Genomic DNA, 21,595 nt, shown 5'->3' on the forward strand with positions numbered 1-21,595 from the left:
GGACCGGCTGCGCGCCTGGGCGGGCGGCCTGCGCGGCGCGGGCTCGGTGCCGCGGCCCGCGCGCCTCGCCGGGATGGACGACGAACTCCTCGGCATCGAGGCCGAGCTCGCGGGCGGCAAGCCCTCACTGTGGCGGCGGATCGGCCCCGGCTCCCCGGTGCTCCCCATCGCCCTGCGTACGTTCGTCGGCTGCGCCCTCGCCGGATACGGTTCGCTCGCCATCGGTGTCGGCCGCCCCTACTGGGCCCTCGTCACCGCCGCCTCGATCTACCAGGCCAACATCACGCTGTCCTGGAACCGCGGCGTTCAGCGCGTCGTCGGCAACATCGCCGGTGTCCTCGTCTTCGCCGCCGTCGTCCCGCTCGCCCACGCCAGCCGGCTCGCCCTCGTGCTGTGCTGCCTCGCCTGCGCCTTCGGGGCCGAGGCGCTCATCACCCGTAACTACTGGCTCGGCAGCCTGTGCGTGACGCCGATGGCCCTGCTGGTCACCGAGTTCGCCCGCTACCAGGAACCCGGTGAGCTGATCGGCGACCGCATCGTCGACACCCTCGTCGGCGCGGTGCTCGGCGTCGTCGCGGCCATCGTCGTCACCAACCGGCGCGCCACCGACGGCATCGAGCAGGCCCTCGCCGCGAGCGACACGGCCCGCGAGAGCGCCGAGCGCACCCTCGCGCTTCCCGACCCCGGCCACGCCGGGCTGGAGACGGCCCGCCGCGCCCTCACCGCCGCCCTCGTCGAACTGCGCGCCGCCGCCGACACCGCGGCCGGCGAGTGGTGGCAGCGCGCCCTGCCCGAGGAGCGGGTGCTGGCCGCCGAGCAGTCCGGGCACCGTACGCTCGCGGCCACGGTGCGCCGGCAGGCGGCCGAGGCGGGCGCCGCCGCCTCCCCGAGTGGTGCGGGCGCCCAGCAGTAGCGGATAGTGGCGGACGCACAACGTTCGGCCCATGAGGAAGGTCCGGTCAGGCAGGCATGAGCACGCAGCAGGACGCGGCGGCAACGGGGCCGCTCGACATCGTGTCGTCGGTCGTACGGCAGTGGCAGGCCGTACGCCCCGACATCGACACAGGCCCCATGGAGATCATCGGGCGCATCAACCGGTGCGCCGCGCTGCTCCAGCAGGCGGAGGACGCACCGCTGCGGCACGCGGGCCTGACCAGGGCCGAGTTCGACCTGCTCGGCACGTTGCGCAGGACCGGCCGCGAACTCACCCCCGGCGACCTCGCCCGCGAGACGTTCGCGTCCGGCGCCGCCGTCACCAAGCGCCTCAAGCAGCTCCAGGAACGCGGCCTGATCTCCCGCCGCGGCGACACCCGCGACCGCCGCGTCTCCCACCTCAGCCTGACGGACGAGGGCCGCGCCCTCGTCGACGAACTGCTCCCGAGCCAACTCGCGTACGAGGGCTCGGTCCTCGCGGGCCTCGGCGCGGACAAGGACACCCAACTCAGCGTCCTGCTGGGTGAGTTGCTGCTCCAACTGGAGGGGCGACTGGGCGCCGGGCCGCACTAGGGCCCCTTTTGACGCACCTCTGCTGACGCACCTCCGCGCGCTGAGCGATGTGCCTGCTCGGAAAAGTGTCGCAGTTATACGTACAACTGCGACACTTTTCCGAGCAGGGACCACCTCGACGGCCGACACGGGTCAGCGGGGCAGCGTCGCGCCCTCGATGCCGTACTCCTCGCGCCGCCCGCACATGCCCAGGCCGCCGTGACGGGTGGGCGTGGCGGTGTGGGCGGTCGACGCGGCCAGGTAGCCGTCGGCCTCGCCCCTTTCCAGGGCGTCGAGTTGAGCCCCGGTGCGCTCGGCGGTGGCCAGGGCGCCGGTGCGCCACAGGTCGCGCCAGGCGGCCAAGCGCGGGCGGACCAGTTCGGCCGCCGCCCGCTGGAACGCGCGCAGCGGCTCGGCGTCGCCCGCCGCGAGCGCCTCGCGCAGCGGCAGATAACCCTCGACCGCCAGGTCCCGGCGGCGAAGTGCGGCGGCCTCCGCCTCGGGGCCCGCCGGAGCCGGAAGGGCGGCCGCGGCCGCGTACTTCTCCGGGTCGGCCAGATACTCCGGCGGGAACGTGAACACCGCGTCGCCCGCCTCCGGCAGCCCGCTGTTCTGCATCAGGACGGTGATCCGCAGATCCTCGCCCTGCACCATGCGGTGCACCGTGCCCGGCTCGAACCACGCGAGCGAGCCCGCCTCAAGAGGCGTGTCCCGGTAGCCGTCCGGGCTCAGCGTCTGCACGGCGCCGCGCCCGCCCGTCACGACGTACGCCTCTGTGCACACCAGGTGCAGATGCGGACTGCCGCCACAGACACCGTCCGCCGCCTGCCAGTCGTACGCGGAGATGTGGGACAGACCGATCCCGCCGGGCAGCGGCCGGTCGAGGCCCGAGGCGTCCGGGCTCACCACGGGAGTTCCTTGAGGCGGCTCGCGACCCGCTCCTTGTCCCAGGCGCCGTCCGCGACCACGATCCGGTACCGGTAGCGGAACGTCTCGCCCGCCGCCAGCGCGAACTCCTCGAAGAACGCCCAGGAGAACGCGACCGTCGGAATCGGCAGCGAGCGCACGAACCAGTGCGAGGCGTGGATCGCCTCCGCGTTCTCCGGAGCGTGCTCGAACACCAGCGTCGAGTGCGCGTCGACATCGTCGTGCTCGCCGGTGAACGCCAGCCACGGACCCTGTGTGCCCATCAACTCGCTGTCGGAGGCGTCTCCTTGAGACCCGAAGACCTTGCCGCCCGTGAAGTCGCGCGGCCCGCGCCACTGCAGGCCCGTGTAACCGGCCATCTCGCGCCCCGCGGTGGTCGGCGAGCCGAAGTGCAGGGCCTCGCCGTCGGCGCGGGTGTTCGTCAGCTCGATCGACCAGTCGACGGCGTACGAGCCCGAGTCCGGGTCCACCGAGTGCACACGGACCCCGCGCTGCTCGCGGGCCCACTCGGCGCCGCCGTTCTCGATCCAGGTCAGGCGCTCGGTTAGGCTCAGCTCGTCGGCACCGGCCTCGACGGTGTCGAAGCCGTCATGCCGCATCGAGCCGATGCGGTCGTGCAGCGGGAGGTAACCCTCGCCGTGGACATAGCAGTTGCCGCCCCAGAAGTTCTGCCCGGACAGGTGGCTGGCCGTCATCTGCAGGCCCTTGTGCCAGCGGTGGTCATTGGGCCGGTAGCCCGAGACCAGGTTGCCGGACAGGGTGCGCAGCGGGTGCACGTACGGCTTGCGGGCCTCGAAGGCGTCCGGGTCCGGCTTGTAGACGTAGGAGAAGAGGTCCGTGCCGGTCGCGGTGGAGCGCACCACGACGCGGTCGCCGTGGAGATGACTGACCTGAAGGGTGCTCACTGCTTCGGGCTCCAATCCGGGTGGTCGCCGTGCATCGCGGCGTAGAACGTGTCGCCGGGGCCGATCTCGCCGGCCGTGACGGTGTTGCCGGTGAACGCCGACTTGTAGAGCGCGGTGGCGAACTCCAGCGTGCTGCGGGCGCTTTGGCCGCTGCCGGGCGGGCGGGTGCCGGTGTCGTACGCGTCGAGCAGGGCGGTCAGCTGCGCGGTGTGCGAGCTGGGGACGTCGGCGGTGGGCGCGGGCGGCGGCTCGCTGCCCGGGGCCGGGGTGTAGCGCCAGTCGTCGTTGCCGTGCCCGTACAGATGGGTCAGCTCGACGGTGGCCTTCTCGCAGTCGATGCGGATGCGGCTCGTCTCGTCGGGCGAGAGCACGGAGTTGACGACCGTACCGAGGGCGCCGTCCTTGAACCGGACGAGCGCGGTCGACACGTCCTCGCTCTCCGTGTCGTGCACCAGGCGGGCCGCCATCGCCCGGATCTCGGTCCACTCACCGAGCAGGTGCAGCATCAGGTCGTACTGGTGGATGCCGTGGCCCATGACCGGGCCACCGCCCTCGCTGGCCCACTTTCCGCGCCAGGGGACCTCGTAGTAGGCGGCGTTGCGGTACCAGGTCGTCTGGCAGTGGGCGACGAGCGGGCGGCCGAGCGCGCCCTCGGTGAGCAGCGAGCGGGCGTGCACGGCGCCCGAGCCGTAGCGGTGCTGGAAGACGACGGACGCGTACGCGCCGCTGGCCTCCTCGGCGGCGGCGATCTCGTCGTACTCGGCGAGGGAGAGGGTGAGCGGCTTCTCGCACAGCACCCAGGCGCCGGACTTGAGCGCCGCGACGGTCTGTTCGCGGTGGAACATCGGCGGGGTGCCGATGAGGACGAGGTCGGGCCTCGCCTCTTCGAGCATCGCGGTCAGGTCGGTGTGCACGGAGACGTCCGCGAACCCGGCGTCGGCGGCCTGGGCGCGGAAGCCGTCGAGGCGGCCTCGGTCCACGTCGACGGCGGCGACGAGTTCGACGCGGTCGCGCAGTGAGGTGAGGGCGGGCAGGTGGCTGCCGGTGACGATCGCGCCTGTGCCGACGACGGCGGCACGCAGACGGGATCCCTGGCGGGCTGGGCTTGGCATGCGGGTTCCTCGCGGAGAGCTATCGGAGGGGGGAAAGCGCTTTCCGTTCCCGTGACCCTAAGCGGGTTACGCGGGTCCGGACAAGAGGGTCCGGCGGTCCGGCCGCAGGATTCTGGCCCCACCCCCGCCCCTCGATCGCCGGAGGTGCCAGGCGCGATCGAAACCCACGGTTTGAAACGTATCAGCCGCTTCACATCCCCCAAGGGGAAAGCTTCCGCAACCCATTGACACGGGCGTACGCCCCAGGTTCGTATGGACCCGCCTGCGGGTCGACCATCTGCCGTCGTCGTGCGCGGAGCCGCAAGGCCACCATCAATGGAGCGTTTCAAAGACAGTGACGACCGTCTGTTGTGCAAGCGCTTTCTACTCAGTGCCGTGGCCTGATCACACCTAGGAGAGCCATGAGCGTGACCGCGTCAAAGGAGTCGCGTACCGCGGACGCGCCCGCCGCCGGGCGGGCGATGTCGAGAAAGGCCGCGGCCAGCGGCTGGATCGGCAGTGCCCTCGAGTACTACGACTGGTTCATCTACGCCCAGGCGGCGGCGCTCGTCTTCCCGAGGATCTTCTTCCCGGAGGGCAACGCGACGATCGCCGTGCTCGCGTCGCTGGGCACCTACGCCGTCGGGTACATCGCGCGACCCATCGGCGCCGCCGTGCTCGGCCACTGGGGAGACAGGAAGGGCCGCAAGAACGTCCTGGTTCTGGCCATGTTCCTGATGGGCGTCTCCACGTTCGTGGTGGCGCTGCTGCCCACCTACGGTCAGGTCGGGATCATCGCGCCGATCCTGCTGACCCTCGTCCGCCTGGTGCAGGGCTTCGCCGTGGCGGGCGAGTTGAGCGGGGCCAGCGCGATGATCATCGAGCATGCTCCGCACGGGAGGCGCGGGTTCCTCGCGAGCTTCGCCCTGCACGGGACCGTCGCCGGACAGATCCTCGGCGCCGCGATCTTCCTGCCGATGTCGATGCTGCTCTCCGACGAGGCCTTCACGTCCTGGGGCTGGCGCATCCCGTTCGTGCTCAGCGCCGTGGTCGTCCTCGCCGGCTTCCTGATCAGGCGCCGCGTCGAGGAGACGAAGACCTTCGAGGAGCAGCAGGAGACCGGCCCCGAGGCGCACAAGGTGCCGCTCGTCGAGGCGTTCCGGGAGAACTGGCGGGAGATCGTCCGCGCGGTGTGCATGACGCTCGTCAACGTCATCGGCGTCACGGTCTCGGTTTTCGGCGGCGCCTACGCGACGCAGTCCGGCTACGGCGTTGGCATGAGCACGACCGTCTACCTGTGGATCCAGATCGCCGCGAACGTGGCGGGCATGTTCGTCGTCCCGGTCTTCGGACACCTCTCCGACCGGTTCGGCCGCCGCCCGATCATGATCGGGGGCGGTCTTGTGGCGGGTCTGCTCTGCTACCCGTACCTGTGGGCGGTCAGCACCAACAACGTGCCGCTGACCTTCGTGCTCGCGGTCCTCTCCTGGGGCGTCGCCTACCAGTCCTGGAACGCCACGTTCGCCTGCTTCTTCCAGGAGCTGTTCCCGGCGGCCCGCCGCGTCACCGGGTTCGCGCTGGCGCAGAACATCGGCCTGGCGATCGTCGCCTTCCTGCCGACGATCTTCACTCTGGTGGCGCCGCCCGGCTCCTCGAACGTGCCGCTCACCATCGGCACGCTCTGCCTCGCCATCACCGTCGTCGCCTCGATCGCGACGTGGAAGTCCCCGGAGACGTACCGCATCCCGCTCGACCGGCTCGGCAGCCCGGACGCGAAGCCGCTGTCCCGCGAGGCGTACGAGGAGCTGCGCGCGGCGGGGAAGTAGCGAGGCGGCGGTGCGGGCGTGGGGCTGGGTACCACCCGCCCCGCGCCCGCACCGGGGATGCGGTCCGTCAGTGCGCCACGCCCAGCAGCACGGCAAGACCTGCCGCGATCGCGCCGAGCACACTCACGGCGATGACGCCGATCAGGACGTACCCGAGCCAATTACTGTCCTTGCCGGGCCCGCTCCACCCCGCCTTGGCACCGACCTGCGCGACGACGGCGACGCCGAAGTCCTCGTTGTGCGGGCTCGGTTCCAGCGTCGCTGCCCCGGCGTTCGTCACGCGCTCGAAGGCCTTCCAGCCGGCCTGTCCACTCTGGGACCTGGGGCCCATGCTGCCGTCGGTGCCGAGCGGGTGACCGTCGTAGGAGACTTTGATCCTGCGGTTACCGGCGTCCGGCGTCACGTGCCACACCCGCACCGCATCGCACCCCTGCCAGCGAGGGTCCGCCAGATCCGGCACGATGTCGAACCACGACTGCGCGGGCTCGACCCGGTACGGGGCACCGGAGTACGCGATCTGCTGCCGCACGAGCTCAATCAGCTCCTCGGCGGCGGAGGCTTCGCCGCCCACGGCCGCGGTGCTGTCACCCGCGACCTGGGCGCCACCGACACCCGGCGGGCCCCACGCGGGCCCCGCGGCGCCGACCTGCTGACCCAACTGCCCGCCACCGACAGGCTGCTGAGCAGCCACCAGATCGGCGACGTCGCTCAGGAACTCCAGCGCCGGCTCGATCTCCTGCGGCGACTGCTCGTCCTTGTCCCAGCTGATCAGTTCCGTGTCGGTGAACCGCAGCGGATACTTCGCGGCCCGCGGATCGCCCAGCAGGAACTCGGCGAGCGGCCCGTTCAGCGCGGCGGCGGCGACGGACGGCTGCAGCGTCCGCACGGTGAACCGCTCGTCGAACTCCGGGTTCCCGATGCGCGCATCGTCGCCCGCCCCGAACGCCCGCCGCAGCCTCCCGGTGCGCTGCACCATGAACGCGCCGACGGAGTGCGGGAGTTGGACTGCCCACACGGCGTACGTCGAGCTGCTGCTGTCGTCGCTGGAGCCGTCGCCCATGTCGCCGTGGGGCATGGAAGTGGTGACGACATACCCCTCGAACGCTGCCGCATCGCGCCCGCGGTAGGGCCCGTAGCAGTAGTCGGTGAAGGTCACCCCTCTCCGGGAGCCGACCGGGAACGGCGCGTCGCCCAGAAACCGCTCGGTTTCGCCGTTCGAGGGCTTCTGGACGTGCTGCCACCCCAGTCGCGAGGTCAGCTCCCCGTACTTGCCCAACTCCCTGTTGCGCCGCCACCGTTGCCACATTGAGGTCACGACGAGGAAGACCAACCAGCAGGCCAAGATGATCACAATGGTGCCCACGACGTCACACCTCCCCTTCGCCCGGCGTCGGCGTCGTAAAGAGCGCGGTGTCGCCCAGCGCTTCCGGCTCGACGGCATACCCCGTCATCGATCTCCCCCATGAAAATTCACGATCACCCGAACCGGGCGAGCGGGGAGTCTACGTGATGGCCTCGGCGTCAGCACTCGAAAGGATGGTGCGCCGTGAGCAACCCGTGGACGCCGACGGTGAGTTGCTCAAGACCCGGGGCATGAAGCTGGGCAGCCCCGAGAACGGGGCTGCCCAGAAGGCAACGGGGGCGGGGCCGTGCGGCCCGGTGGCGTCAGGTGATCGGGAGCTCCGGCTTCTGCGGTGACATCGAGCGGCCGTCGACCCGGGCCGCGATCACCTCTTGGAGTTCCTCCGCGGACAGATACGCGTCGGTCATCTCGAAGTCCCGCAGCGTCGCGGGCCGGTGTCGCTGGAAGCCGGTGCGGACGAAGTCGTCGCCGGCGACCGCGTTGAGCGTCCAGTTGGCCGCCGTGCGGAACCGTGCGGTGAGGGTGCGCAGCGCGCCGATGTGGTAGCCGCGGGCCACGACCTGGGCGGGCAGCCCGGTCAGCTGGATGCCCAGCGGCTTCGACACGGCCTGGATGCCGCCCAGGTCGACGACGAGGCCGAGGTCCTTGTGGCGGTAGGGCGCCAGCGGTTTGCCGCGCACCGAGGCGAGGATGTTGCGGGCCGCCGCCCAGCCCTGCCGCATCGCGTGCTGCGCGGTCGGCGGGCACATCGCGTCGCCGCCCTTGACGAGGTCGGGGACGGCCGCCGCGTCGCCGAGCGCGAACACCCCGTCGAGCCCGGGCACGGTCAGGTCGGGACTCACCACGAGCCGGCCGCGGTTGGTCTCCGCACCGAGGGTCGCCACGAGCGGGCTGGGCGCGACACCGGCCGTCCAGATCAGCGTGTGGCAGGGCAGCTCGCGCCCGTCGGTGAGTGTCACCGTGTCCTCGGTGACGCTCGCCACCGACACCCCGAGCGAGACGTGCAGCCCACGCCGTTCCAGGATGTCCATCGCCTTGTCGCCGAGCCGCTCGCCCAGCTCCGGCATGAGCTTGGGCGCCACATCGACCAGGTGCCACTTGATGAGTTTCGGGTCGAGCCCGGGGTAGCGCTTGACCGCGGCGGTCGTCAGGCGCTGCAGATACGCGGCCGTCTCCGTGCCCGCGTAGCCGCCGCCGACCACCACGAACTGCAGCCGCGCCTCGCGCTCGGCCGGGTCGGAGCTGGCCGCCGCAAGGTCCAGCTGCGTGATCACGTGGTCGCGGATCCAGGCCGCCTCGGCGAGCGTCTTCACGCCGACCGCGTACTTGTCCAGGCCCGGGATGTCGAACTGGCGCGTCACACTGCCCGGCGTGAGCACCAGGTAGTCGTAGTGCTCGACACTGACCTCGCCGTTTATCTTCCGTACGACGACGGCCTTCGCCTGTGGGTCCACGCCGATCGCGCCGCCCGGCACGATCGCGGTGCGCCGCAGCATCCTGCGCAGCGGCACCGCCACGGACTGCGGTGTGAGCACGCCGGAGGCCACGTGCGGAAGCAGTGGCAGATACAGCTGGTGCGCGGTGGGGCTGATGAGCCGCAGCACCGCCTCTCCGGGCTTGAGCTCCTTCTCCAGCTTGTGCGCGCACTCCATCCCGGCGAATCCCGCGCCGATGATCAGGATCCGGGGGACGGACGACGAACGGGAAGCGCTGGTGTTCCGCGGAGTGGTCATGTCGGATCTCTCCTGGGGTGGGCTGCGTGGGACCTGTGATGCGTCGTCGATCCCTGCGTATCCGGATTCGGCACGCCCGAATCCCGAACTCACGCCATCCTCCGCCCCCTGCCCGGCCACCGCATGCGAATCAGGGGACCGTCCGACGCACCCCGCCCGCGCCCCACCACACCCGAACGACCCCGTACGCGGGGCTCCGCGCCGTAGGCCGTTCGAGCGAGGAGGGCATCCAGGGCGGCTCAGATTCCCGGCCGGTACCGGATCGGATGCTCCTGCGGCACCTCGACGAGGACGATCTCGTGGCCGTCCGGATCCGTGATCCACATTTCGATGAGGCCCCAGGGCTCCTTCACCGGCTCCCGGACCACCGTGACGCCCCGCTCGGCCAGCTCATCGTGCGCCGCGTGCACGTCCGCCACCTGCATCCACAGCTTGAGGCTCGGTACCGGAGGCTCCGCGGAGCGGCCCGCCACCTCCAGGAATCCGCCGCCGAGGAAGTACACGGTGCCCCGCTCGGGCCCGGTGCCGAACTCCCGGTAGACCGCGAGGCCCAGCGCCTCCCCGTAGAACGCCCGTGACCGCTCGGGATCGGTCGGCCGGATCAGGACCCTGCTGCTCAGTACGTGAACCATGCCGACGCAGCCTAGGGCCCTTCTGACGGATCCTGCCGGAGTCGCGGGCCCTGGCACGCACCGCCCATGACCAGCCACCCGGATCCAGCCCGACCCGTCAGAAGGACCCTGGCGTGCCCGCGCTAACCTCGACGGCGCGCCCCGCACGTCCGTCGTCCCTCAATCTGGAGGCTCTCCCATGACCACCGTCGACCTCGTCTTCCGTGACGCCGGGCCCGAGGACGTCGATGTACTCGTCGCCCTCATCGAGTCGGCCTACCGAGGCGACTCCAGCCGGACCGGCTGGACCACGGAGGCGGACATCCTGGAAGGGCAGCGGACCGACCCGCAGGGCGTGCTGGAGGTCATCGAGGATCCCGACAGCCGGCTGCTGACGGTGGAGCGGGACGGCGCGGTCGTCGCCTGCTGCCAGCTGGAGCACCGCGGCGATCACGCCTACTTCGGCATGTTCGCGGTCAGCCCCGCCCAGCAGGGCGCGGGCCTCGGCAAGGCGATCATCGCGGAGGCCGAGGGCCGGGCCCGCGAGACCTGGGGCGTCAGCGAGATGCACATGACGGTGATCGATGCCCGCGAGGAGCTCATCGCCTGGTACGAGCGCCGCGGCTATCGCCGTACGGGACGGTTCAGCCCCTTCCCGTACGGCGACGAGCGCTTCGGCATTCCGCAGCGCGACGACCTCAAGTTCGAGCTGCTCGTCAAGCCGCTTCAGTAATCAGTGATCACGCGGTGAAGCGGCCGGTGCGCTTGATCTCCGGGTAGTCCGTGGTCGCGCCGTCGAGGCCGAGCGCCCGCACGAGCCGCAGATCGTCCTGGGTGTTCACGACCCAGCCGATGATCCGCAGGTCGGCCTTGCGGGCGTGCTCGACGATCTCCTGCGTGAGCCGCCGGATGTTGAGCACCAGCGTCGTGGCCCCCGCGGTGACGGCCCGCTCGACGACGCCGGTGCCGTAGCGGCTGGCGACGAGCGCCGTGCGCACGCCCGGCACGAGCCGGGCGATCTCGGTGATCGCCTCGGCGTGGAACGAGATGACCTCGACCCGGTGCACCAGATCGCGGCGCAGCATCACATCGGCGAGCGCCCGCGCCGCCGCCGTGTCCTTGATCTCGGCCTGCAGCGGGGAGCCGACCGCGTCGAGCACCTCCTCGAAGACCGGCACGCGCTCGCCGCGCCCGGCGTCGAGGCTGCGGATCTCGGCGAGGGTCTTCTCGGCGATCGGCCCGTGGCCGTCCGTGGTCCGGTCGACGTCTGCGTCGTGCATGACGACGAGCGCGCCGTCCTTGCTCAGGTGCAGGTCCAGTTCGATGATGTCGAGTCCCCCGCGCTCGGCGGCGACGAAGGACCTCAGGGTGTTCTCGGGTTCGAGACCCATGGCTCCGCGATGCCCGATGGTGAGGAAGTTCAAGGTCGTCTCGCCTCCGTCGACTGCGGCTCGGTGCTGCCGCGCGGACGCGACAGACTCGTACACTAACGGGCCGTCTGCGTGAGGGAACCGTGCCTACGAGAAGGACCGGAGTCGTGGGTTCTGGTGCCCACGACCCCGAGGATCAATCCCGTGATCACAGCGGCGACGAGGATGGCACGGGTACTCATGGCGGATGCGCCTCCGGGCGGTACGGGCAGGGGTCCGGCCCGTCCTACCGGGCGGGTCACCCCCGGCGCGAGTTCGCTCACCCGGTGGTGGGCGCGTCCCCGTCGGCGTTGACTTCGGGGGCGGCGGGCAGCGCGTCCAGGTCCGCCAACATGCCGTGCGCGAGCTCGACTTCGGCCGCGAGGTGCCGCTCGCTCCAGCGCAGCGCGATCTGCGGGTGCGCCCACGCCTCCACGCCCTCCGCCCGCGCGGCCGCGTCCCGCACCTCCTTCAGCTCGCCCTCGGTGCGCGCCACATGCTCCTCGATGAGCGTGCGCAGCCGCCCCGGGGCGGCGAGATGCCCCAGCCATACGCGCAGCAGTACCGGGTGCCGCAGCGACACGGCGGCCGTGTCCCGGTCGCCGGCCGCCCACGCGGCGAGCGCGTCCCGGCCCGCGCGCGTGATGGCGTACGTGCGCTTGGTGCGCGGCTCCTCCGGGCCCGAGCGCCGGGACGTGGCGTATCCGAGCCGCTCCAGCCTGCGCAGCTCGGCGTAGATCTGGCTGAAGGCGGGGGAGCCGTAGAAGAAGCGCAGCGACGCGTCCGCCCACTTCTTCAGCTCGTACCCGGTCCGCTCGCCGGGCGGGAAGGAGAGCAGCCCGAGCACGGCCCAGGCGGTCGGCGGCAGCTGCGTGGTCGGCATGGCTCCGCATTGAAGCCAGCGGAGGTCACGGACGCAAGAGCTACTTTCGGCGCAGGTGGGCCGAGAGGTGATGCTGCAGTGGCCGGCCGACGGCCGCGAGGTCGTGGGTGAACGTGAGGGTGTCGTCGTCGGTGAGCGTGTAGCGGCGCCCTGTCGCGTCGACCTGCTTGGCGCTCGGAGTGAGGCCGACGGTGTGCGTGGCGAGCTCGACCGTGCCGTCGGCGACGGCGCCGACCATGATCTCCGCGATCCCGGTGGGCTGCGTGATCAGCGCCTCGACGCGGCCCTCGGGCTGAATCCGCCACCAGCCGCTCTCGCGCGCGGCGGGCCGCACGGGGGCGTCATCGGCGTCGATCAGCCAGGCCCGCGCCTCGTACCGCAGGAAGGGCCTGCCGTCGTGGCTGAACGTGACCTCCTGCGCGTACGTGAAGTCGCCGTCCAGGGTGGGGTATTCGCCCCGCCCCCGGCCGTGCCAGCTGCCGAGGAGGCCGAGGACGGGCGCGAGCAGCGGGTGCGGCTCGGGGGTCTCGCCGTACGGGTAGGCGGGCGCGGGCGTGGGGTCGAACACGGGTGACTCCTGGGGCTAGGGGGTTACCGGGGAAGCGTAGAGCGTGGCCGGATCGGCTGTGCGCGGCGTCGTGCCTCTTCCCTTCTCTGACGGGCCGTCATATAGCTATTAGTCATATGGAGCACGTGACATCCACCGCACCCACCGCACCCACCGCATCCACCGCATCCACCGCATCCACCGCATCCACAGCACCGACAGCTCGGGAGGCACCGTGAAGTTCAGCGTCATCTTCGAGGCCCAGCTCGCCGACCCCACCGTCGAACGCGAGCACCAGCTGCTGCGCGACAGCGTGGAACAGGCCGTGTTCGCCGAGGAGATGGGCTTCGACCGGATCTGGGCGGTCGAGCACCACTCCCTCAAGTGGTACGCGCACATGTCCGCGCCGGAGATCTTCCTGACCTGGGTCGCGGCCCGCACCTCCCGCATCCGCGTCGGGCACGGAGTGGTGTGCATGCCGTTCAACTTCAACCACCCCGCGCGCGTGGCCGAACGCGCCGCGATGCTCGACCTGTTGTCCGGCGGGCGGCTCGACCTCGGGGCGGGGCGCGGCGGCACCACGCAGGAGACGTCGCTGTGCGGCGTCGACAAGGAGCGGACCACGCAGGAGGTCGAGGAGGCGCTGCGGATCATCGGGAAGGCGTGGGAGAAGGACGAGCTGGAGCACCACGGCCCGCTCCTCGACATCGACCCGCACCCGATCCTGCCCCGCCCCGCGCAGACCCCGCACCCGCCGCTGTTCCTCGCGTGCAGCCGTACGGAGACGCTGCGCCAGGCCGCCGAACTCGGCGTCGGCGCGCTGGTGATGGGTTTCGCGGGCCCGGAGGCGATCGCCGACATGCGCGGCGCCTACGACGCGGCGATCGCGGCCCGCACCCCGGAGCGCCATGTGTCCTCCGTCGTCAACGACCACTTCTCCGTGCTCTGCCCGACGATCGTGCTCGACGACCGGGAGACGGCGCGCAGCATCGGCATCCGCGGCCAGCGCTTCTTCGCGCAGTCCATCGGGCACTGGTACGGCGGCGCGGGCATCCCCGACGAGGCCGTCGTGGAGGGCGCGGACGAGGCGGAGGAGATGCGCAAGGCCGCCGAGCAGGTCGTCGCCCGCCTCCACGAGCACCACATCCCCGTCCGCCCCACCGCCACGGCCACCTTCAACGCCGACCACGCGTACGGCACCGCCGACGACGCCATCGCCTACGTGGAACGCCTCCGCGACGCGGGCGCCGACGAGATCATGTGCCTGATCCAGATGGGCACGGTGCCGCAGGAGGCGTGCATGGAGACGCTGCGGCAGTGGGGCGAGAAGGTGATCCCGCACTTCCGGCACGAATCAAGCCCCGCCGTCTGACGAGAGGCAGCGGGGTCCGGGGCAGAGCCCCGTGACGTCGCGCCCGACTGGCCGCGGCCGAGCATCCACCCCCGCCGAACCAAGGAGCCGCCCATGACCCCCGACCCGGCCGACCGCCTCGCACCCGAGGCGCGGCCCCTCGTCGACGCCATCGCCGCCGCGTTCCCCGACCTCGGGGGCACCGTCACCGATGCCGCCGAGGCCCGCAGGATCCTCGCCGCCGCCCCCGATTCGCCGTTCCCCGCGCCCGTCGTGGGGGCCATAGAGGACCGCGCGATACCCGGGCCGCCGGGCGCGCCCGCGATCCCCGTGCGCGTGTACCTGCCGGAGCCGGACGCGGCGGCAGGACCCCGCCCCGTCGTCGTCTTCTTCCACGGCGGCGGCTGGGTCATCTGCGACCTCGACAGCCACGACCACACCGCCCGCGCCCTGTGCAGGGACGCGGGCGCCGTCGTCGTCTCGGTCGACTACCGGCTCGCGCCCGAGGCCCCGTTCCCCGCCGCCGTCGAGGACGCGTACGCCGCCGTGTGCTGGGTCGCCGATCACGCACGTGAACTGGGGGCCGATCCAGGAGCGTTGACGGTGGCGGGCGACAGCGCGGGCGGGAATCTCGCCGCGGTCGTCGCACAGATCGCGCGCGACGAGGACGGTCCTGACATCGCGTGCCAGGTCCTCGTCTACCCGGCCACCGACGCCCGCCAGAAGTCCGGCTCCTTCGAGGCCAACGCCGAGGGCTACTTCCTCACCGCCGCCCACTGCGGCTGGTTCCGCGAGCAGTACCTGGGCGCGGACGGCGACCCCGCCCACCCCCACGTATCGCCGCTCCTCGCCGAAAACCTCGCGGGGCTGCCCGCCGCCCACCTCGTCACCGCCGGCTGCGACCCGCTGTGCGACGAGGGCCGGGCGTACGGGAAGGCGCTGCGCGACGCGGGCGTCGCGGTCACGGAGGGCCACTTCCCGCGGATGTTCCACGGCTTCTTCGGGTTCCCCGAACTCCTGGAGGACTCCCGGCAGGCCCTGGCCGGCGCGGCAGAGGCGATTGCGAATACCGCCTGCCACAGGAAAAACAGCGGTGATCTAGGGGGTGGCGCAGGATAATTTCCCGAGACCCCCCTTGTGGTCGGGAACCTCGCGTGCATACGGTGTTCTTACGCGAGGTTCTCCCGTGGAGGTTGGGACATGACGGAAATTCTTGTGCAGGCTGGCGCGGAGGGGACGGATTCTCCGGTCCAGGTGGTCGGACCCAGGGTGGTGGAACACCCGGCCTGGCCCATGCTCAAGGACGCCGTGGAGGAGTTCAGGCCCCTGCAGAGCAAGGACGGGTCGATCGACTTCGAGGCCGAGGGCGCCCCGACGAAGGCCGACGCCGAGCGGATCCTGGGCCGTGTCACAGCCGCGGTCGAGGAGCTCGCCCCGCTGCTGCCGCACGACGCCGCGTACCACGAGGCGCTCGTGCGCGACCTGCGCCGCTGGGCGGAGGGCGGCTTCGAGGTCCCGGACTTCCTGGACTCGCTGCTCGCCTTCCAGCCCGCCGCGCAGCGCCGGGACGGCCTCCAGCACCTGGTGGTCTTCCCGATGTACACGCAGAACGGCAACCCGGACCGCAATCTGGAAGCCGTCGTGCTGCGCATGGTCTGGCCGGACTGGCTCGCCGAGCTGGAGGCGACCCGCTACGACAACCCGCTGTTCTGCGGCATCACCTTCGAGGACTTCACCGCCGGGTACGACACGAACTCGGCGGTGCTCTTCCCCGAGACGATCGCCGTGCGCGAGGCGCCCGAGCGCTTCTCCTGGGGCGGCATCTTCTGCGACCGCGAGGCGGCCCGCTTCCGCCGCGTCACCGAGGCCGCCGTGGACATCCTCGGCGTCGAACTGCCCGCGGACATCGAGGAGATGGTCGCCGACCAGGACCGCTGCCAGCAGGCGTTCGTGCTGTGGGACATGGTCCATGACCGCACGCACAGCCACGGCGACCTGCCGTTCGACCCGTTCATGATCAAGCAGCGCCAGCCGTTCTGGATGTACGGCCTGGAGGAGCTGCGCTGCGACCTCACCGCCTTCAAGGAGGCCGTGAAGCTGGAGGCCGACGGCGTCCCGCAGGCGCGCGACGTGCAGTACGCCGTTCTCTTCGACCGGATGTTCCGCTTCCCGGTCACCGGCGACCGCGTCAAGAACTACGACGGTCTCGGCGGCCAGCTGCTCTTCGCGTACCTGCACAAGCACGACGTCGTGCGCTGGACGGACAACAAGCTGCACATCGACTGGCAGCGCGCCCCCGAGGTGACCAACCAGCTGTGCGGCGAGATCGAGAAGCTGTACCGCGACGGCATCGACCGCCCGAAGCTGGTGCACTGGTTCGCTGCGTACGACCTGGTGTCCACGTATCTGTCCCCGCACCCCGGCTCCCGCTGGGCGAAGGGTCCCGACGCCCTGGACACGTCCCTGCCGCCGCGCAAACTCGTGGACGAGGTGCTTCCCGACGAGTTTCCGCTCAGCATGTTTTATGAGGCCCTCTCCAAGAAACTGAAGACCGTGATCGCCTCCACGAAGGGGATCACCGCGGAGCGTGCCGAGAAGGTGGCCGCGTGAGCCACCGTGAACAGCAGCAGGAGGCGACTGTCATGAGCGACACCAACGGGACCAGGGACACGCTGGACGGTGCGGTGATCGCGGTCGCCGGAGCCGCCGGACCGGCCGGCAAGGCCACCCTCAAGCGGCTCGCGGAGGCCGGCGCCACCGTCATCGGGGCCGACGCGGACGCCGAGCGCCTGGTGACGGCCGTCGACGAGGCGCGCTACGCGCACGGCGGCGCCACCGTCATCGGCGACAACGTCGACCTGCTCGACCTGCACGCCACCCGTGACTGGGCCGGACGCATCGAGAAGGACTTCGGCCGCGTCGACGGCCTCGTGCACCTGGTGGGCGGCTGGCGCGGCGGCGCGACCTTCGCCGACACCGACCTCGCCGACTGGGACCTGCTCGAAAAGCTCCTGATCCGCACCGTGCAGCACACGTCCCTCGCGTTCTACGAGGGCCTGTCCCGCAGCGACCGCGGCCGCTATCTGCTCATCAGCGCCGCGGGCGCCTCCAAGCCGACCGCGGGCAACGCCGCGTACGCCGCCTCCAAGGCCGCCGCCGAGGCGTGGACGCTCGCGCTCGGTGACTCCTTCCGTAAGGCGGGGGGCGAGACGGGGCCGCAGCAGGCGGCTGCGATCCTGGTGGTCAAGGCGCTGGTGCACGACGCGATGCGCGCCGAACGCCCCAACGCGAAGTTCGCGGGCTTCACGGACGTCACGGAGCTGGCCGAGGCCATCTCCGGTGTCTGGGAGCGGCCCGCCGCCGAACTGAACGGGACCCGTCTGTGGCTGACCGAGAAGCCGTGAACCCTCCTAAGACCGATGCGCACCGGCATCACGACCCCGCCACGCAGGGGTTCGCCAGTGACAACTACGCGGGAGGCCATCCCGAGGTGATGGCGGCGCTCGCCCTCGCCAACGGCGGGCACCAGGTCGCGTACGGCGGGGACGAGTACACGGACCATCTCCAGACGATCATCCGCAGCCACTTCGGCCCGACCGCCGAGGCGTTCCCGGTGTTCAACGGCACGGGTGCCAACGTCGTCGCGCTCCAGGCGGTCACCGACCGCTGGGGCGCGGTGATCTGCGCCGAGTCCGCGCACATCCACGTGGACGAGGGCGGCGCCCCCGAGCGGATGGGCGGCCTGAAGCTGCTCACCGTGCCGACCCCGGACGGCAAGCTCACCCCCGAGCTGATCGACCAGCAGGCCTACGGCTGGGACGACGAGCACCGGGCGATGCCGCAGGTCGTCTCGATCACGCAGTCCACCGAACTCGGCACGCTCTACACGCCCGACGAGATCCGCGCGATCTGCGAGCACGCCCACGGGCACGGCATGACGGTGCACCTCGACGGCTCCCGGATATCCAACGCCGCCGCGTCCCTGGACGTCCCCATGCGGACGTTCACGAACGCGGTCGGCGTCGACATCCTGTCGCTGGGCGGCACCAAGAACGGCGCGCTGTTCGGCGAGGCCGTCGTCGTCCTCAACCAGGACGCGGTGCGGCACATGAAGCACCTGCGCAAGCTGTCCATGCAACTGCACTCCAAGATGCGCTTCATCTCGGTGCAGTTGGAGGCGCTGTTCGCCAAGGACCTGTGGCTGCGCAACGCCCGGCACGCGAACGAGATGGCCCAGCGCCTCGCCGAGGGCGCCCGCGCCGTCGACGGCGTCGAGATCCTCTACCCGGTGCAGGCCAACGGCGTCTTCGCCCGCCTCCCGCACGACGTGTCCGAGCGCCTGATGAAGAAGTACCGCTTCTACTTCTGGGACGAGGCGGCCGGCGACGTGCGCTGGATGTGCGCCTTCGACACGCGCGAGGAGGACGTCGACTCCTTCGTGGCGGCCCTCAAGGAAGAGACGGCGCGGTAGCCACCAAATCCGCATAGGTATGCGGCCGACCGTAAATCCATTGACGGATGGTCGGCCGCATTCCTATGCTCGCGTGCCATGCAGCTGATCCAGCAGAACCCTGATCTGTCGGCGTATTTGGCGGCCGACGACGTCATCGACCACCATCACCCGCTCGTCCGAGGCGTGGCGGCACGCCTCGCGCGCGACGTCGCCGATTCATATGCATACGCTCGGGCCGCCTACGAGTTCGTACGCGACACCGTTCCGCACTCCGCCGACAGCGGGGATCCCCGCGTCACCTGGCGGGCTTCGGACGTCCTGGAGAAGGGCACCGGTATCTGTCACGCGAAGGCGCACGCGCTGGCGGCGCTGCTGCGCGCCGAGGACATCCCCACCGCGCTCTGCTACCAGCGGCTGACGCACGACGCGGGTACGGGCTGGTGCGTGCACGGCCTCGTGGCCGTACGGCTGCGCGGTGCATGGCACCGGCAGGACTGCCGGGGGAACAAGCCGGGCGTCGACGCCCAATTCTCCCTGGACGGGGAGCGGCTGGCATGGATACCCGACCCGGCGGCCGGGGAGGCGGACTACCCGGCGCTCCACGACGCGCCGCATCCGGCCCTGCTCGACGTGCTGCGCGGCGCGCCGGATCGCCCGTACCTGTGGGAGCACCTTCCGGACGCGCTCCCGGCGTGACTCAGCCGGCCTCGGCGGCCTTGACCTCTTCCGGGGTCGGAGCGGTGCCGCCCAGGTGCGCCGGCATCCACCACGTGTCGTCGGGCCCCTTGGGGCGCACCGGGTAGGCGCGCTGCGCGGCCTCGAGCAGCTCCTGCATGCGCGCGCGCAGGCGGCGCGTGATCGCTCCCGCGTACTGGTCGCTCGGTGCCTCCATGGCCTCACCGACACGGACCGTGATCGGGATGTGCTGCCGCTTGAAGTTGCGCGGACGCCCCTTGGTCCACACCCGCTGCGTGCCCCACAGCGCCATCGGGACCAGCGGAACCCCGGCCTCCTGAGCCAGGCGCACGGCGCCCGTCTTGAAGCTCTTGAGCGTGAACGACTCAGAGATCGTCGCTTCCGGGAAGACGCCGATGATTTCGCCCGAGCGCAACGACCGCAGCGCGTGCTGGTACGCGTGCTCGCCCTGGGCGCGGTCCACCGGGATGTGCTTCATGCCGCGCATCAGCGGGCCGGAGATCTTGTGCCGGAAGACCGACTCCTTGGCCATGAAGCGGACGAGACGCTTCTGCGGCAGGGCCGCCAGGCCGTCGAAGATGAAGTCCAGGTAGCTGATGTGGTTGCTGACCAGGACTGCTCCTCCGGTACGCGGAATGTTCTCCGAGCCCTTGAGGTCGATCTTCAGGTCGAGCGCCTTGAACATCGTGCGGGCGGCGCCGATGACCGGAGGGTAGACGAGCTCTGCCATGGAGGGAGTTGGCCCTTCAGTAAGTTACGCGGCCGTAGGTTTTCCGGCTTGCGCAGATGGTGCCCCATCAACGGCCGGGTGGCCAGTCCTGGTTCCGGCGTCGTACGAGATCCTGGTCACGTGCCGGGAATACGCGAACGGCCGGAAATCGCTGCACAGGAAGTGGCGGAATGGAGGAGGAGCAGGGTGACGGTCGGTGAACAGACGTGGGACGCTGCGCAGTTGGGCGAGGAGCTGGGGGAGCGGGCGACGCTCGTGCAGTTCTCCAGCGCGTTCTGCGCCCCCTGCCGGGCCACCCGCCGGGTCCTCGACGAGGTCGCCGCGATGGTGCCCGGCGTGTCCCACGTGGAGATCGACGCCGAGGACCGCCTCGATCTCGTACGCGACGCGGGCGTCCTCAAGACCCCGACGGTCCTCGTCCTGGACGCGCGCGGGCGCGAGGTGCGCCGGGCGGCGGGGCAGCCGCGCAAGGTGGACGTCATCGCCGCGCTGGGTGAAGCCGTCTGAGGCGCGGGGGAGTGGTGGGGCGGGAGGTGGACAGGGATGTCGCGTGACGCATCTCCCAGATGACGGAACGCACTTGACTGCACGCACCACGTATCGTCAGGGTGACCTTATGCCTCCGGAACTCCTTCTCGTCGAGCGGGTCCACGTAGACCTGGCCCGATGTTCGAGCGCCCGCTGTCCGCGCGTCTGACGCAGCCACGGCCCCTCGCTCGAACCCTCCTGCCAGAAGGACAACTCCATGACGGCCACGCCCGACCTGCACACCGCTCAGGCAGCCACCCCCGACCTGTTCCGCTCCGTCTTCCGACAGCACGCGGCGGGTGTGGCGGTGGTCACCGCGCCCGGCGCGGCCCCCGTCGGCTTCACCGCCACCTCCCTCACCTCGGTCTCCGCGAGGCCCCCGGTCGTCTCGTTCGGCATCGGTGTCGGCTCGTCGAGCTGGCCGACCGTCGCCGAGGCCGAGCACGTCGGCGTGCACATACTCGGCGAGCACCAGGCCGATCTCGCCGCGACGTTCGCCAAGAGCGGCGCCGACCGCTTCGGCGCGTCCACCCGCTGGTTCAGGGGCCCGGAGGGCGTGCCGATCCTCGACGGCGTGCTCGCCTGGCTCGTCTGCAAGGTCATCGCGCGGGTGCCCGCGGGGGATCACCAGATCGTGCTCGCGGAGGCGCTCTGCGGCGACCCGGCGGGCGCGGGACGTCCGCTGCTGTACCACCAGGGCCGCTTCAACGGGCTGCGCGACTGAGAGTTCCTGTGTCGGGCGATTACGCAGGGTTGGCAAGGTCACAGTTCAAAGCGCTTGCTTAGTGGGCATAACCTGGGTGTACTGGCGAGTAACCTTTTGTTCGGAGCGCGGGCCGCCCCGACCGGAAGAGTCCGCACAAGGCGCATATGCTGCCTGCGAGAAGGCGTTTTCAGTCGCAGCAGTGCAGCTAAGCGCGTGGCCAGTGCAGCTGGCAGCAATACAGCCGCCCAGATAAAGACGATTGCAGTAGGAGAGCCGGCGTGAGCTTGAGGATCGTTGTCACCGTGAAGTACGTGCCGGACGCCACGGGCGACCGGGGTTTCGCCGATGACC

General features: G+C 70.9%; 22 protein-coding genes. 12 read left to right on the forward strand and 10 right to left on the reverse strand.

Annotation, left to right across the window (positions count from 1 at the left end; genetic code table 11):
* The coding region (locus OKJ99_RS43530) for an FUSC family protein (protein ID WP_326024224.1) at positions 1 to 913 on the forward strand (913 nt) is incomplete at its 5' end.
* 56 nt (positions 914 to 969) lie between these two features.
* Entirely contained in the window at positions 970 to 1,506 is a 537-nt protein-coding gene (locus OKJ99_RS43535) for a MarR family winged helix-turn-helix transcriptional regulator (protein ID WP_326024225.1), read from the forward strand.
* A 132-nt stretch (positions 1,507 to 1,638) separates the two neighbouring features.
* On the opposite strand, the gene OKJ99_RS43540 is transcribed toward OKJ99_RS43535, so the two are convergent.
* Genes OKJ99_RS43540 through OKJ99_RS43550 form a run of 3 tightly spaced genes read right to left on the reverse strand, consistent with a single transcriptional unit; the run spans position 1,639 to position 4,429 of the window.
* On the reverse strand, positions 1,639 to 2,394 hold the full coding sequence (locus tag OKJ99_RS43540; RefSeq protein WP_326024226.1) for a cupin domain-containing protein: 756 nt from the start codon (positions 2,392 to 2,394) through the stop codon (positions 1,639 to 1,641).
* A complete protein-coding gene (locus OKJ99_RS43545; protein ID WP_326024228.1) occupies positions 2,388 to 3,317 on the reverse strand; it encodes a DUF6807 domain-containing protein in 930 nt (309 codons plus the stop codon). The genes OKJ99_RS43540 and OKJ99_RS43545 overlap by 7 nt, the downstream gene beginning before the upstream one ends.
* The gene (locus OKJ99_RS43550; protein WP_326024229.1) at positions 3,314 to 4,429 is read right to left on the reverse strand and encodes a Gfo/Idh/MocA family protein; all 1,116 of its coding nucleotides are present in this window, start codon (positions 4,427 to 4,429) and stop codon (positions 3,314 to 3,316) included. The genes OKJ99_RS43545 and OKJ99_RS43550 overlap by 4 nt, the downstream gene beginning before the upstream one ends.
* A 407-nt stretch (positions 4,430 to 4,836) precedes the next feature.
* Between OKJ99_RS43550 and OKJ99_RS43555 the strand changes: the two genes are divergently transcribed.
* Positions 4,837 to 6,234, forward strand: a complete 1,398-nt coding sequence (locus OKJ99_RS43555; protein WP_326024231.1) for an MFS transporter — start codon at positions 4,837 to 4,839, stop codon at positions 6,232 to 6,234.
* 67 nt (positions 6,235 to 6,301) lie between these two features.
* On the opposite strand, the gene OKJ99_RS43560 is transcribed toward OKJ99_RS43555, so the two are convergent.
* The 3 genes from OKJ99_RS43560 to OKJ99_RS43570 all read right to left on the reverse strand — a co-directional run bounded on the left by OKJ99_RS43560 (position 6,302) and on the right by OKJ99_RS43570 (position 9,962).
* Positions 6,302 to 7,597: a hypothetical protein gene (locus OKJ99_RS43560; RefSeq protein ID WP_326024232.1), complete on the reverse strand. Its 1,296-nt coding sequence runs from the start codon at positions 7,595 to 7,597 to the stop codon at positions 6,302 to 6,304.
* Between the two features lie 302 nt (positions 7,598 to 7,899).
* Entirely contained in the window at positions 7,900 to 9,330 is a 1,431-nt protein-coding gene (locus OKJ99_RS43565) for an NAD(P)/FAD-dependent oxidoreductase (protein ID WP_326024233.1), read from the reverse strand.
* A 239-nt stretch (positions 9,331 to 9,569) separates the two neighbouring features.
* Positions 9,570 to 9,962: a VOC family protein gene (locus tag OKJ99_RS43570; protein WP_326024234.1), complete on the reverse strand. Its 393-nt coding sequence runs from the start codon at positions 9,960 to 9,962 to the stop codon at positions 9,570 to 9,572.
* Between the two features lie 178 nt (positions 9,963 to 10,140).
* Between OKJ99_RS43570 and OKJ99_RS43575 the strand changes: the two genes are divergently transcribed.
* Entirely contained in the window at positions 10,141 to 10,674 is a 534-nt protein-coding gene (locus OKJ99_RS43575; protein ID WP_326024236.1) for a GNAT family N-acetyltransferase, read from the forward strand.
* A 7-nt stretch (positions 10,675 to 10,681) separates the two neighbouring features.
* Here OKJ99_RS43575 and OKJ99_RS43580 read toward each other — a convergent pair whose 3' ends face one another.
* The 3 genes from OKJ99_RS43580 to OKJ99_RS43590 form a co-directional block, all read right to left on the reverse strand.
* Positions 10,682 to 11,365: a glycerophosphodiester phosphodiesterase gene (locus OKJ99_RS43580; protein WP_326024238.1), complete on the reverse strand. Its 684-nt coding sequence runs from the start codon at positions 11,363 to 11,365 to the stop codon at positions 10,682 to 10,684.
* A 265-nt stretch (positions 11,366 to 11,630) separates the two neighbouring features.
* The gene (locus OKJ99_RS43585; protein ID WP_326024239.1) at positions 11,631 to 12,233 is read right to left on the reverse strand and encodes a PadR family transcriptional regulator; all 603 of its coding nucleotides are present in this window, start codon (positions 12,231 to 12,233) and stop codon (positions 11,631 to 11,633) included.
* A 40-nt stretch (positions 12,234 to 12,273) separates the two neighbouring features.
* Positions 12,274 to 12,801, reverse strand: coding sequence for a nitrobindin family protein (locus OKJ99_RS43590; protein ID WP_326024240.1), 528 nt, complete (start codon positions 12,799 to 12,801; stop codon positions 12,274 to 12,276).
* A gap of 214 nt (positions 12,802 to 13,015) precedes the next feature.
* On the opposite strand from OKJ99_RS43590, the gene OKJ99_RS43595 reads away from it, so the two are divergent.
* The 6 genes from OKJ99_RS43595 (at position 13,016) to OKJ99_RS43620 (ending at position 19,280) form a co-directional block, all read left to right on the forward strand.
* On the forward strand, positions 13,016 to 14,152 hold the full coding sequence (locus tag OKJ99_RS43595; protein WP_326024241.1) for an LLM class flavin-dependent oxidoreductase: 1,137 nt from the start codon (positions 13,016 to 13,018) through the stop codon (positions 14,150 to 14,152).
* Between the two features lie 93 nt (positions 14,153 to 14,245).
* Entirely contained in the window at positions 14,246 to 15,250 is a 1,005-nt protein-coding gene (locus OKJ99_RS43600) for an alpha/beta hydrolase (protein ID WP_326024242.1), read from the forward strand.
* An 81-nt stretch (positions 15,251 to 15,331) separates the two neighbouring features.
* Positions 15,332 to 16,741 (forward strand): DUF6421 family protein, encoded by a 1,410-nt coding sequence (locus OKJ99_RS43605; protein WP_326024243.1) that lies wholly within the window; start codon positions 15,332 to 15,334, stop codon positions 16,739 to 16,741.
* Between the two features lie 32 nt (positions 16,742 to 16,773).
* The gene (locus OKJ99_RS43610; protein ID WP_326024244.1) at positions 16,774 to 17,535 is read left to right on the forward strand and encodes an SDR family NAD(P)-dependent oxidoreductase; all 762 of its coding nucleotides are present in this window, start codon (positions 16,774 to 16,776) and stop codon (positions 17,533 to 17,535) included.
* Positions 17,532 to 18,602: a threonine aldolase family protein gene (locus tag OKJ99_RS43615; protein WP_326024245.1), complete on the forward strand. Its 1,071-nt coding sequence runs from the start codon at positions 17,532 to 17,534 to the stop codon at positions 18,600 to 18,602. Before OKJ99_RS43610 ends, OKJ99_RS43615 begins: the two co-directional genes overlap by 4 nt.
* Positions 18,603 to 18,680: 78 nt before the next feature.
* Positions 18,681 to 19,280 carry a transglutaminase domain-containing protein gene (locus OKJ99_RS43620; protein WP_326024247.1) on the forward strand — a complete coding sequence of 200 codons (600 nt, stop codon included), beginning with the start codon at positions 18,681 to 18,683 and terminating at the stop codon, positions 19,278 to 19,280.
* A 1-nt stretch (position 19,281) separates the two neighbouring features.
* On the opposite strand, the gene OKJ99_RS43625 is transcribed toward OKJ99_RS43620, so the two are convergent.
* Positions 19,282 to 20,010 carry a lysophospholipid acyltransferase family protein gene (locus OKJ99_RS43625; protein WP_326024248.1) on the reverse strand — a complete coding sequence of 243 codons (729 nt, stop codon included), beginning with the start codon at positions 20,008 to 20,010 and terminating at the stop codon, positions 19,282 to 19,284.
* A gap of 186 nt (positions 20,011 to 20,196) precedes the next feature.
* Here OKJ99_RS43625 and OKJ99_RS43630 point away from each other — a divergent pair, with 186 nt between their 5' ends.
* Positions 20,197 to 20,517 (forward strand): TlpA family protein disulfide reductase, encoded by a 321-nt coding sequence (locus tag OKJ99_RS43630; RefSeq protein ID WP_326024249.1) that lies wholly within the window; start codon positions 20,197 to 20,199, stop codon positions 20,515 to 20,517.
* A gap of 238 nt (positions 20,518 to 20,755) precedes the next feature.
* Entirely contained in the window at positions 20,756 to 21,262 is a 507-nt protein-coding gene (locus OKJ99_RS43635) for a flavin reductase family protein (RefSeq protein ID WP_326024250.1), read from the forward strand.
* Positions 21,263 to 21,595: the final 333 nt, after the last annotated feature.

Source organism: Streptomyces endophyticus, assembly GCF_035798155.1.
Taxonomy (GTDB): domain Bacteria; phylum Actinomycetota; class Actinomycetes; order Streptomycetales; family Streptomycetaceae; genus Streptomyces; species Streptomyces endophyticus.